Annotated in this window: 9 protein-coding genes; 8 read left to right on the top strand and 1 reads right to left on the bottom strand. The window is 70.5% G+C overall.

Going from position 1 to position 12,834, the window contains the following annotated elements; genetic code table 11:
* Nucleotides 1–87 precede the first annotated feature (87 nt).
* From tkt to ACZ7CF_RS29070, 7 genes are all read left to right on the top strand, one after another.
* Complete coding sequence (gene tkt, locus ACZ7CF_RS29100) at nucleotides 88–2,178, top strand: transketolase (RefSeq protein WP_470371043.1); 2,091 nt, start codon at nucleotides 88–90, stop codon at nucleotides 2,176–2,178.
* A complete protein-coding gene (gene tal, locus ACZ7CF_RS29095; RefSeq protein ID WP_360400211.1) occupies nucleotides 2,175–3,287 on the top strand; it encodes a transaldolase in 1,113 nt (370 codons plus the stop codon). Before tkt ends, tal begins: the two co-directional genes overlap by 4 nt.
* A 25-nt stretch (nucleotides 3,288–3,312) precedes the next feature.
* Entirely contained in the window at nucleotides 3,313–4,899 is a 1,587-nt protein-coding gene (locus ACZ7CF_RS29090; RefSeq protein WP_458431205.1) for a glucose-6-phosphate isomerase, read from the top strand.
* A 53-nt stretch (nucleotides 4,900–4,952) separates the two neighbouring features.
* Complete coding sequence (gene zwf / locus ACZ7CF_RS29085; RefSeq protein WP_360400332.1) at nucleotides 4,953–6,440, top strand: glucose-6-phosphate dehydrogenase; 1,488 nt, start codon at nucleotides 4,953–4,955, stop codon at nucleotides 6,438–6,440.
* On the top strand, nucleotides 6,437–7,486 hold the full coding sequence (gene opcA, locus ACZ7CF_RS29080; RefSeq protein WP_360400205.1) for a glucose-6-phosphate dehydrogenase assembly protein OpcA: 1,050 nt from the start codon (nucleotides 6,437–6,439) through the stop codon (nucleotides 7,484–7,486). Before zwf ends, opcA begins: the two co-directional genes overlap by 4 nt.
* Nucleotides 7,483–8,262, top strand: a complete 780-nt coding sequence (gene pgl / locus ACZ7CF_RS29075; RefSeq protein ID WP_470371042.1) for a 6-phosphogluconolactonase — start codon at nucleotides 7,483–7,485, stop codon at nucleotides 8,260–8,262. The genes opcA and pgl overlap by 4 nt, the downstream gene beginning before the upstream one ends.
* Before the next feature lie 237 nt (nucleotides 8,263–8,499).
* Entirely contained in the window at nucleotides 8,500–11,403 is a 2,904-nt protein-coding gene (locus ACZ7CF_RS29070) for a substrate-binding domain-containing protein (RefSeq protein WP_470371041.1), read from the top strand.
* Here the strand turns inward: ACZ7CF_RS29070 and ACZ7CF_RS29065 are convergent.
* A complete protein-coding gene (locus ACZ7CF_RS29065; RefSeq protein ID WP_360400196.1) occupies nucleotides 11,391–11,780 on the bottom strand; it encodes a response regulator in 390 nt (129 codons plus the stop codon). The genes ACZ7CF_RS29070 and ACZ7CF_RS29065 overlap by 13 nt on opposite strands.
* Nucleotides 11,781–12,006: 226 nt before the next feature.
* On the opposite strand from ACZ7CF_RS29065, the gene ACZ7CF_RS29060 reads away from it, so the two are divergent.
* A complete protein-coding gene (locus ACZ7CF_RS29060) occupies nucleotides 12,007–12,603 on the top strand; it encodes a DUF4360 domain-containing protein (protein WP_470371040.1) in 597 nt (198 codons plus the stop codon).
* Nucleotides 12,604–12,834: the final 231 nt, after the last annotated feature.

Below are 12,834 nucleotides of genomic sequence, written 5' to 3'. Positions count from 1 at the left end.
CGGGTCAGGCCTTTCGGGATCGATCCACCAAGGTCGTCTGCAGACAGGTCGGGACCCGCCCAACCGACAGAGTGGAGCTGTAAGTCCGTGAGCGTCACCGACGACATCACCCGGCTCACCAAGGCCGATCTGCCTGATGACTGGACGGAGTTCGACAAGCGCGCCGTCGACACCGCTCGGGTGCTCGCGGCGGACGCCGTGCAGAACGTCGGCAACGGTCATCCCGGCACCGCGATGAGCCTCGCGCCCCTCGCTTACACGCTGTTCCAGCGGGTGCTGCGGCACGACCCCGCCGACCCGGACTGGATCGGCCGCGACCGGTTCGTGCTGTCCGCGGGCCACTCCAGCCTGACGCTGTACGTCCAGCTGTTCCTGTCGGGCTACGGCCTGGAGCTCGACGACCTCAAGCACCTGCGCAAGTGGGGCTCGAAGACGCCGGGCCACCCCGAGCACGGCCACACCCGCGGTGTCGAGATCACGACCGGCCCGCTGGGCTCCGGTCTGGCCGCCGCCGTCGGCATGGCCATGGCCGCTCGCCGCGAGCGTGGTCTCTTCGACCCGTCGGCCGCGCCGGGCGAGAGCCCGTTCGACCACCACGTCTACGTGATCGCCTCCGACGGTGACATCGAGGAGGGCGTCACCTCCGAGGCCTCGTCGCTCGCGGGCACGCAGCAGCTGGGCAACCTGGTCGTCTTCTACGACGACAACAAGATCTCCATCGAGGACGACACGACGATCGCGCTGTCCGAGGACACCGCGAAGCGCTACGAGGCCTACGGCTGGCACGTCCAGGTCGTGGAGTCCGGCGAGAACGTCAAGGGCATCCTCGAGGCCGTCGAGAAGGCCAAGGCCGTCACCGACAAGCCGTCGTTCATCCTGCTGCGCACGATCATCGGCTACCCGGCGCCGAACAAGCAGAACACCGGTGCCGCGCACGGTGCCGCGCTGGGCGTCGACGAGGTCAAGGCCACGAAGGAGATCCTCGGGTTCGACCCCGAGCAGACCTTCGAGGTCGCCGACGAGGTGCTCGCGCACGCCCGCGAGGTCGTCAAGCGCGGCGAGCACGCCAAGGCCGAGTGGCAGAAGTCCTTCGACGCGTGGGCCTCGGCCAACGGCGAGAACAAGGCGCTGCTCGACCGGCTCGTCGCCCGCGAGCTGCCGCAGGGCTGGGACGCCGACCTGCCCTCCTACGAGCCGGGCGGCAAGGAGATCTCGACCCGCAAGGCCTCCGGTGAGGCGATCAACGGGCTGGCGAAGCACCTGCCCGAGCTGTGGGGCGGTTCCGCCGACCTCGCCGAGTCGAACCTGACCACGATCAAGGACGCCAAGTCCTTCGGCCCGGCCTCGATCTCGACCGAGATGTGGAGCGCCGACCCGTACGGCCGCGTGCTGCACTTCGGTGTCCGCGAGAACGCCATGGGCATGATCCTCAACGGCATCGCGCTGCACGGCCCGACGCGCCCGTTCGGTGGCACGTTCCTCGTGTTCTCCGACTACATGCGCCCCGCGGTGCGCCTGGCCGCGATCATGCAGGCCGCCGTCACCTACGTCTGGACGCACGACTCCATCGGCCTGGGTGAGGATGGCCCGACGCACCAGCCGATCGAGCACCTCGCGGCCCTGCGCGCGATCCCGGACTTCGCTGTCGTGCGCCCCGGTGACGCCAACGAGACCGCGTACGCGTGGAAGGCCGTCGTCGAGCAGCTCGGCCCGGTGGGCCTCGCGCTGAGCCGGCAGAACCTCCCGATCCTCGAAGGCACCTCCGCGGAGGGCGTCAAGCGCGGCGGTTACGTGCTCCTCGGTGACGACAACCCGGAGGTCGTGATCATCGGCACCGGCTCCGAGCTGCAGGTCGCCCTGGAGGCCGGAAAGGTCCTGCAGGGCGAGGGCGTTGCGGTGCGCGTGGTCTCCATGCCGTCCGTCGAGTGGTTCGAGAAGCAGGACGCCGAGTACCGCGAGTCGGTCCTGCCGAAGGCGGTCAAGGCGCGCGTCGCGGTGGAAGCCGGTATCGCACAGCCGTGGTACCGCTACGTCGGCGACGCCGGCGAGATCGTCTCGATCGAGCACTTCGGTGCCTCGGCCGACTACCAGGTCCTGTTCAAGGAGTTCGGCTTCACGACGGAAGACGTCGTCGCCGCCGCCCGCCGTTCCCTTGACAACGTGAGGGGTAACAAGTGAGCAAGCCGCATCTCGACGCACTGTCCGGCGCCGGTGTCTCCATCTGGCTGGACGACCTGTCCCGCGAGCGCCTGACCAGCGGCAACCTGGACGAGCTGATCCGCGACTGGAACGTCGTCGGTGTCACGACGAACCCGACGATCTTCGCGGGCGCCCTGTCGAAGGGCGAGTCCTACGACGAGCAGGTCCGCGAGCTCGCGAACCGGGGCGCCGACACCGAGGCGACCATCCGCGAGGTCACCACGACCGACGTGCGCAACGCGTGCGACAAGTTCCGCGACGTCTACAACAGCACGAACGGTGTGGACGGCCGCGTCTCCATCGAGGTCGACCCGCGCCTGGCGTTCGAGACGGACAAGACCGTCGCCGAGGCGCAGGACCTGTGGAAGACCGTGGACCGGCCGAACCTGCTGGTGAAGATCCCGGCCACCGAGGCGGGCATCCCCGCGATCACGAAGGTGATCGCCGAGGGCATCTCCGTCAACGTCACGCTGATCTTCTCGGTCGAGCGGTACGAGAAGGTCATGGAGGCGTACATCGCCGGCCTGGAGCAGGCCAAGGCGAACGGCCACGACCTGCGCTCGATCCACTCGGTCGCGTCGTTCTTCGTGTCCCGGGTGGACACCGAGATCGACAAGCGGTTGAAGGCGATCGGCACGGACGAGGCCACCGCGCTGCTGGGCAAGGCCGCGCTGGCCAACGCGTGGATCGCCTACGGCGCGTTCGAGCAGACCTTCCAGGGCGAGCGCTGGGAGGCCCTCAAGGCGGACGGCGCGAACGCGCAGCGCCCGCTGTGGGCCTCGACCGGTGTGAAGGACCCGAGCTACTCCCCCACCCTCTACGTCGACCAGCTCGTCGTGAACGACGTCGTGAACACGATGCCGGAGAAGACGCTGCAGGCCGTCGCCGACGCGGGCGAGATCACCGGTGACACGGTCACCGGGCGCGCCGCGGAGGGCCAGGAGGTGTTCGACCGGCTCAGCGCCGTCGGCATCGACCTCCAGGACGTGTTCGTCGCGCTGGAGACCGAGGGCGTCGAGAAGTTCGAGAAGTCCTGGGAAGAGTTGCTCGAGACGGTGACGAACCAACTGGCGAAGCTGAAGGGCTGATCATCAAGTGACCTCCGTCGACATCGTGAGGTCACCGAACGCCGACCAGGTCAGCACGATCGCTGCTGACCTGGTCGCGGATTCGGTGCCGAGCAAGCTGACCGCGCAGGACCCGACCCTGTGGGGGCCGGAAGCCGAGTCCGAGGCGGGCATCCGCCTCTCCTGGACCACGCTGCACGAGTCGTCCCGTGCGCTGCTCCCCGACCTCGTGGCCCTGCGCTCCGCACTGCACGCCGAAGGCGTCGACCGCGTCGTGCTCGCCGGGATGGGCGGCTCGTCGCTGGCCCCCGAGGTGATCACGCGCACCGCGGGCGTCCCGCTGGTCGTGCTGGACACCACCGATCCCGCCCAGGTCGCCGACGCGCTCGCCGGTGACCTCGAGCGCACGGTGATCGTGGTGTCGTCCAAGTCCGGTGGCACCGTCGAGACCGACAGCCACCGGCGGATCTTCGAGAAGGCCTTCGCGGACGCGGGCATCGACGCCGCGTCGCGCATCGTGGTGGTCACCGACCCCGGCTCGCCGCTGCAGAAGGCGTCCGAGGAGGCGGGCTACCGCAAGGTGTTCCTGGCCGATCCGCACGTGGGTGGCCGCTACTCCGCGCTGACCGCGTTCGGCCTGGTGCCGTCCTACCTCGCGGGCGCCGACGTCGAGTCCCTGCTCGACGACGCCGCCGCCGAGGCGAAGGTCCTCTCCCAGGACTCGGTCGACAACCCCGCGGTGCGGCTGGCCGCGATCTTCGGTGCCGCGCACGCCAACGGCGCGGAGAAGGTCGTGTTCGCCGACACCGGCTCGGGCATCAAGGGCTTCGGCGACTGGGCCGAGCAGCTGATCGCCGAGTCCACCGGCAAGAACGGCACCGGCCTGCTGCCCGTCGTCGTCGAGGGCCCCGGTGCCCCCGGCTTCGTCGACGCCCGCTCCGACGCCACCACCGTCGCGATCGGACCGGCCACCGGGTCGGCGCACGTGGCCGTGGAGGGCCCGCTCGGCGCGCAGTTCCTGCTGTGGGAGTACGCGACCGCGCTCGTCGGCCGGGTGCTCGGCATCAACCCGTTCGACCAGCCCGACGTCGAGGCCGCGAAGAAGGCCGCGCGGGCGCTGCTCGACGCGCCGGCGGTCTCGGCCACCGCTCCGTCCTTCGTGGACGGTCCGGTCGAGGGCCACGGCACCGACTGGGCCCCGCGGGAGGTCCACACCGTCGCCGAGGCGCTCGCCGCCCTGGTCGAGGTGGCGCCCGAGCACGGCTACATCTCCGTTCAGGCGTACCTGGACAGGATCGACGACGCGTCCTTCGAGCTGCTCCGCGCGGAGATCGCGAAGAGGACGCACCTGCAGACCACGTTCGGCTGGGGTCCGCGGTTCCTGCACTCGACCGGCCAGTACCACAAGGGCGGTCACCAGAACGGCGTGTTCATCCAGATCACCGGCGAGTCCGGTGACGACCTGGAGGTGCCCGGCCGTCCCTACACGCTGGCGCAGCTGCAGCTCGCGCAGGCGGCCGGTGACGGTCAGGTCCTCGTCGAACACGGCCGCCCGGTGCTGCGGCTGCACCTGCAGGACCGCATCGCAGGTCTGGCCCAGCTCGTCGAGGCAGTCCAGGAGGACGGCTCGTGACCACATCCGCCGCCAAGTGGCGCAACCCGCTGCGGGACGCGCGCGACAAGCGCATGCCGCGCATCGCGGGGCCGAGCGCGCTGGTCATCTTCGGTGTCACCGGTGACCTGTCGCGCAAGAAGCTCATGCCCGCGATCTACGACCTCGCGAACCGGGGTCTGCTGCCGCCGGGCTTCGGTCTCGTCGGCTTCGCCCGCCGCGACTGGGCCGACCAGGACTTCATGAAGGTCGTCCACGACGCGGTGAAGGAGCACGCGCGCACGCCGTTCAACGAGGCCGTGTGGCAGCAGCTCGCCGAGGGCATCCGGTTCGTGCAGGGCACGTTCGACGACAACGAGGCGTTCGACAACCTGGCCTCCTGCCTCGCGGCGCTCGACACCGAGCGCGGCACGGGCGGCAACCACGCGTTCTACCTGTCGATCCCGCCGGGCGCGTTCCCGACGGTGATCAACCAGCTCAAGCGCGCGGGTCTGGCGCAGGCGCAGAACGACCAGTGGCGCCGCGTCGTCATCGAGAAGCCGTTCGGCCACGACCTGGCCTCGGCCAAGGAGCTCAACCGCACGGTCAACGAGGTCTTCCCCGAGGAGTCGGTGTTCCGCATCGACCACTACCTCGGCAAGGAGACCGTGCAGAACATCCTGGCGCTGCGGTTCGCGAACCAGCTGTACGAACCCATCTGGAACTCGAACTACGTCGACCACGTGCAGATCACCATGGCCGAGGACATCGGTCTCGGTGGCCGCGCCGGGTACTACGACGGCATCGGCGCCACGCGTGACGTCATCCAGAACCACCTGCTGCAGCTGCTCGCGCTGATCGCGATGGAGGAGCCCGTCTCCTTCAAGCCGTCGGACCTGCGGGCGGAGAAGGTGAAGATCCTCTCGGCGACGCGTCCGGCGGAGCCGTTCGAGGAGACCACCGCGCGCGGCCAGTACACCGGTGGCTGGCAGGGCGGCCAGAAGGTGCCCGGCCTGCTGGAGGAGGGCGGTTTCTCGCCCGAGTCGAAGACCGAGACGTTCGGCGCGATCACCTGCGAGGTCAACACCCGCCGGTGGGCCGGGGTGCCGTTCTACCTGCGCACCGGCAAGCGCCTGGGCCGCCGCGTCACCGAGGTGGCCGTCGTGTTCAAGCGGGCGCCGCACCTGCCGTTCGACGACACCGCGACCGAGGAGCTCGGCCAGAACGCGCTCGTCGTGCGGGTGCAGCCGGACGAGGGCGTGACCATCCGGTTCGGCTCGAAGGTGCCGGGCAACACGATGGAGGTCCGCGACGTCACGATGGACTTCGGCTACGGCCACTCGTTCACCGAGTCGTCGCCGGAGGCCTACGAGCGGCTGCTGCTCGACGTGCTGCTCGGCGAGCCGTCGCTGTTCCCGAAGAACGACGAGGTCGAGCTCTCCTGGGAGATCCTCGACCCGATCCTCGAGTTCTGGGCCCGCAAGGACGAACCGGCTCTCGAGAAGTACAAGGCCGGCACCTGGGGACCGCCGTCGGCGGACGCGATGACCGCCAGGACCGGAAGGCACTGGAGGCGTCCGTGATCATCGACCTTCCCTCGACCACCACCTCGCAGATCAACTCCCGGCTCGTCCGGCTGCGCGACGAGGGCGGTGCGACGACGCTGGGCCGCGTGCTGACCCTGGTCATCGTGACCGAGGACGGCCAGCGCACCGACGCCGCGATCGACGCGGCGAACGACGCCTCGCGCGAGCACCCCTGTCGCGTGATCGTCGTGGCGCGCGGTGCCCGGCAGGCGGCTCCCCGGCTGGACGCCCAGATCCGCGTCGGCGGTGACGCGGGCGCGTCCGAGGTCGTGGTGCTGCGCCTGTACGGCGAGCTGGCCAAGGAGGGCGCGTCCTGCGTGATGCCGCTGCTGCTGCCGGACACCCCGGTCGTGGCGTGGTGGCCGTTCGACGCGCCGATCTCGCCGTCGAAGGACCCGATCGGCCAGCTCGCGCAGCGGCGCATCACCGACGCCGCCGCCGAGAAGAACCCGATCAAGGCCCTGGAGACCCGGCGGGCGCACTACGCGCCCGGCGACACGGACCTGGCGTGGACGCGGCTCACGTTGTGGCGCGCCATGCTCGCCTCGTCGCTCGACCTGCCGCCGTACGAGAAGGTCGTCGACGCCGAGGTGACCGGTGAGGCCGACTCGCCGTCCACCGACCTGCTGGCCGCGTGGCTGACCGACCGGCTGAAGGTGCCCGCGAAGCGCTTCAAGGCGACCTCGGGCGAGGGCATCGTCCAGGTCACGCTGAACCGGGCGTCCGGTCACGTCGACCTGCACCGCCCGGACGGCAAGGTGGGCACGCTGACCCAGCCCGGCCAGCCGTCGCGGCGGGTGGCGCTGCAGCGGCGTTCGGTGCGCGACTGCCTGGCGGAGGAGCTGCGCAGGCTCGACCCGGACGAGGTCTACGCGGCGGCGCTGAAGTCGCTGTCGAAGATCTCCCGGGGCCGCACGCCGGCGGCGAAGCCCGAGTCGGCCGCGGCCGCGGCGGCGGCCGGTGAACCGGAGGCCGCAGCGGACCTGCCCGCGCCCAACGGCAAGGCGGCCGCGAAGAAGCCCAAGGCGAAGGCGGGTTCGTGAGCACTCCGCAAGTAGTGGTCCACCGCGACGGCGACCTCCTGGCCGCCGCCGCGGCGGCCCGCCTGGTGACCCGCGTGGTCGACGCTCAGGCCGCCCGCGGCTCCGCGTCGGTCGTGCTCACCGGCGGCCGCACCGGCACCGCGGTCCTGGAGCACCTCAACCGCAACGGCGCCCGTGACGCCGTGGACTGGTCCCGCGTGGACCTGTTCTGGGGCGACGAGCGCTTCCTGCCGTCCGGTCACCCGGAGCGCAACGAGACGCAGGCCCGCGCGGCCCTGCTCGACCACGTGCCGGTCGACCCGGCGCGCGTGCACGTCATGGCGCCCTCCGACGGCGAGTTCGGCGACGACCCGGAGGCCGCCGCCGAGGCGTACGCGGCGGTGCTGGCCTCGCTGGCCCGCCCGGAGGACCACGGCGACGTGCCGTCGTTCGACGTCTGCATGCTGGGTGTCGGCGAGGAGGGCCACGTGGCGTCGGTCTTCCCCGCTTCCCCTGCGGTGTACGAGGAGGAGCGGTCGGTCGTGGCCGTCCGCAACTGCCCCAAGCCGCCGCCGACCCGCGTGTCGCTGACGCTGGGGGCCGTGCGGAACTCGCAGGAGGTCTGGCTGATGACCACCGGGGAGGCCAAGGCCGCCGCGGTCGCGATGAGCCTGACCGGTGCGGGCGAGGTGCAGCTGCCGGCCGCCGGTGCCACCGGACGCCGCCGCACGCTGTGGCTGCTGGACACGGCGGCGGCCTCGAAGGTGCCCGCCTTGTTCACACCCCCGCTGGCATGACGAGGGCCCCCGGTTCGCACCGGGGGCCTTTTTCGTCGGGGGAACACGGTCGTACAGCGCGTGGGGCAGATCAGGCCGCCAGACCGTGAACTCCGTGCAGTACGGCCAAATCCACCGAAGAGTTCCCCCTCGCAACAGTCCGGGCATTCCCCCGGCTGCGCGTATCATCTCGAATCGCGTTGAGGCAGCGGGGGTTTTGTGGCGAACGGCAGTGCGGAGCGGCGGCCCACCATCGGGATGATCACCGCTGGCCCGCTGATCGAGCTCGCGGGCGAGCAGTGGCGCGGTGTCAGCGAGGGTGCGCAGCGGCTCGGGTGCGACCTGGTGTGCTTCGTGGGCACCGAGCTCGGCCACCCGGACCCGCACAAGCGCCAGGCCAACTCCGTGTACGAGCTCGTGTCACCGGACCGGGTCGACGCGCTCGTCGTGTGGACCACGCGCGTGGGGCAGCTCATCGGCTCCGAGGGCATGCAGGAGTACGTGAAGCGGTACGCACCGACGCCGATCGTGAGTGTGGAGACCTCCCTCGCGCAGTGGCCGGCCATCTTGATGGACAACCGCAAAGGCATGGAACAGGCCGTCGACCACCTCATCGAGGTGCACGGCCGCAGGCGCATCGCGTTCGTGCGCGGGCCGCGGTCGCACGCCGGGGCGCAGGAGCGGTACCAGGGGTACGCGGACTCGTTGCGCAAGCACGGGATTCCGCTCGACCCGCGGCTGGTGACGGTGCCCGGTTCGTTCGTCTGGGAGCCGAGCACCGCTGCGGACGCGGTGCGCGCCGTGCTCGCGTCGGTGGACCGGCCGCCGGACGCGGTCGCCGCCGCCAACGACGACTACGCGATCGGTGTCGTGTCCGCGCTGGAGGCCCTGGGGTTCCGCATCCCGGAGGACATCGCGGTCGTCGGCTACGACAACCACACCAACGTCCGCACCCACGACCTCGGGTACGCCACGACGTCCGGTTCCGGTCACCAGGTCCGGGTGCACCGCAAGGTCGACATCGACGCGGCGATGCCCGCGTTCACCACGGTCCGCGCCCCCTTCCACCAGATGGGGGTCCGGGCGGCGGAGCTGGCGCTGGCGCTGGCGCGCAAGCGGCCGACGCCGCCGGTGCAGACGATGCGCACCGAGCTGGTGGTGCGCCGGTCGTGCGGCTGCCTGCCCACCGGGCTGGGCGAGCACGCGCCCGCGCACGGCCGGCTGAACCTCGCCGAGTCGGCGAGCGCGCACACCGTGGCCGGGCACCTGCGGTCCTCGCTCGGCCCGTCGGCGGAGGCGCTGCCGGAGGGCTGGGCCGAACAGCTCGTCGTCGAGCTGATGGCCGCCGGACGCGGGGAGGTCGAGGGGGCGGAGTTCCTCAAGCTGCTCGCCGAGTACATCCGGGCGAGCGCGCGCGCCGGGTGTTCGCCGGAGAGCTGGTGGGCGCCGCTGTTCGACCTCTACCGGTTCGTCACCGCGCGGGTCACCGACGCCGCCGTGTTCCAGGAGCTGTGGTTGCGCGTGCAGCTGCTGGTGGGCGACGCGTTCCGCACAGACGCGAAGTTCGCGTACCTGTCGCACGAGCGCCACGACCAGACGGTGCGCGAAGCCGGGCAACGGCTCATCGCGTCGAGGACGGTCAGCGAGCTCACCGACGCGCTGGTCGAGGAGCTGCCGCGGCTGGGCATCCCCGGTTGCCACGTCATGGCGTACGAGGCGCCCGGCATCGCCCGTGTGCTCGTCCGCTACGAGCGGGGCGCGGTGCGGACCGCTCCGGCCAGGCCGTTCCCCGCCATCGCGCTGACGCCGTACCCGTTCCGCCGCGATGAGCCGTTCAGCGCGCTGGTCGCCCCGCTCCACGCCGACGACGAGCAGCTCGGGTACGTGATCTTCGAGGAGGGCCCGGAGCAGGGCTGGATCTACGAGGCCGTGCAGCAGCAGCTCAGCAGCGCCCTGCGCGGCATCCGGCTGATGCAGGAGCTGAAGGACGCGCGCGCCCGGCTCGAGGAACGCGTCGGCGAGACCGAGGCGCAGCTGCGGCACGCGCAGAAGATGGAGGCCATCGGCCGGTTGACCGGTGGCATCGCGCACGACTTCAACAACATCCTGACCGTGGTGAACGGCAACAGCGAGATGCTGCTGCGGCGCACCCTGCCCGACGACCCGCGGCGCGCGGCGATCGAGGACATCCGCCACGCCGGTGAGCGGGCGGCGAACCTGACCCGGCAGCTGCTCGCGTTCACCCGCCAGCAGGTGCTGCACCCCGAGTCGCTCGACCTCAGGGAGAACCTCACGAAGGTCGGCTCGATGCTGCGCACGCTCGTGGGCGAGGGGATCGAGCTGGAGCTCGACCTGCCCGGCGGCGTCTCGCGGGTGTGGGCGGACGCGGGCCAGATCGAGCAGATCCTGTTCAACCTCGCGGTGAACTCGCGCGACGCGATGCCCCAGGGCGGCACGCTGACCGTGCAGATCGGCGACGCCACGCTCGGGCCCGGTGACACCGGCCGGATCGTGGGCGTGCGGCCGGGCGCGTACGTGGTGATGCGGGTGCGCGACACCGGTGCGGGCATGGACAAGTCCGTGCTGGCGCAGGTGTTCGAGCCGTACTTCACGACGAAACCGGTCGGCAAGGGCACCGGGCTGGGACTGTCCACGGTGTTCGGCATCGTGCAGCAGAGCGGCGGCCAGATCGAGGTCATCAGCGCCCCCGGCAAAGGCACGACCATCGAGGTGTACCTACCGGTGCCGCACGAGAGAGAGGGCACGCCCACGGCGCCGTTCACGCGTCGTGTCACCACCCAGCTGGGCGCGGGCACGGTGCTGCTGGTGGAGGACGACGCCCAGGTGCGGGCCATGACCCGCCGTTCGCTGGAGGCCGCCGGGTACGTGGTGGTCGAAGCGGGTGACGGCCAGGAGGCGCTGCAGCTCGCGACCGAGCACCGCAGCACGATCGACCTGGTGCTCACCGACGTCGTCATGCCGAAGATGGGCGGACCGGAGCTCGTGGCGCTGCTGCGGTCAGCGGGGGCGGCGCCGGCCGTGATCTACATGTCCGGCTACACCACCGACGAGCCGATGACCTCCGAGGTGCTGATCAGCAAGCCGTACGTGGAGTCGGAGCTGCTGGAGGCGGTCCGCCAGGTCCTCGATCAGGACGTCTGAGCGCGCTGGGCGACCGCGAGCCGCACGGTCTCGTCGAGCGCTTCGATCCGGAACGGTTTCTGCAGGTAGCCCGCCACGGCGTGGCCCGCGAACCGGTGTTCCAGGACCGTGCGGTCGTGGCCGCTGGTCAGCACGACGGGCACGGACAGCCCCTCGCGCTCCAGCTCGGCCAGCACCTCGCCGCCGGACAGGCCGGGCATGCTGTGGTCGAGCAGCATCGCGCTGATCTCCGCGTGGCGCGCGCGCAGGACCGCGATCGCCTCCGCGCCGTCCGCCGCCTGCAGGACGCGGTAGCCCAGCTCCTCGAGCAGGCTGACGGTGTACCTCCGCACGGGGTCCTCGTCCTCGACCACGAGCACCAGACCGGCTTGCTGCATGCGCGTCATTATGCCGGAAACCATTCGTGTCCTCAGCACCAGGTGCGCGACTATCACCGAGAATTGTCCACCTGCTGCCCCACCGGTGTGACCACGGCCGTTCGGGCTACATCGTCGGATGTGTTTCTGCGCTAGCCTCCGTGCACCGCTGCCGCTCCACGCTGAGAAAGAGGCTCCAGGAAAGGCGACCTCCATGCGCAAAGCGACGGCAGCAGCCTGTCTGGCCGTGCTGTTCACATTGTCGTCCACGCCCGCGCAAGCCGCTGTGACTCCTGCGGAGCGGGTGACGATCGACGTGGTCACGATCAACGGGTCCGGGTGCGAACAGGGCACCGCGGACGTGGTCGTGGCGCCGGACAACACGTCGTTCTGGGTGCTCTACAGCGACTACCTGGCCCAGGCGGGCAAGGGCGCGGGCGCCACCGACTTCAGGAAGAACTGCCAGCTCAACCTGCAGATCAACATTCCGCAGGGCTTCACCTACGGCATCGCGGAAGCCACCTACGGCGGTTTCGCGCACCTCGAACGGGGCGCGACGGGCCACCAGTGGGTGAACTACTACTTCCAGGGCCAGTCGGCCGGCAACCTGAAGAAGCACTCGTTCACCGGGCCGGTCGACGACAACTGGCGGGTCACCCACCGCACCGAGTTCGCGGACATCGTCTACGCGCCGTGCGGTGAGAAGCGCAATCTCAACGTCAACAGCTCGTTGCGCGTCGACAAAGGTTCCGCCGACCCGAATGCGAACAGTTTCATGACGATGGACTACTCGCGGGGCGAGGTGCGCACGTTGTTCCAGTTCTCGTGGAAGCGCTGCGACTGAACCTGACGATTTTCTGACAATTCGCCGCCGGTCCGCCTCGCGAGCTGCGCCGGAAAGGTGTCCCGTGCTCAACGCGGTTGCCGCCGCCACGCCGGTTCTCGTGGAAGCGCTGCCCGCAGGCGGCTGACCTCCCCCGGAGCTGCCGCACACGCCCCGTGCGTGTGCGGTAGCACATTAGTGGGGACAGCGGCGTACCGATCCGCGAGCGGGGCCGTCCTTAACTCGTGACGG

This window comes from Lentzea sp. NPDC036955, assembly GCF_055608005.1.
This window is presented reverse-complemented; position numbering and strand designations above follow the sequence as displayed.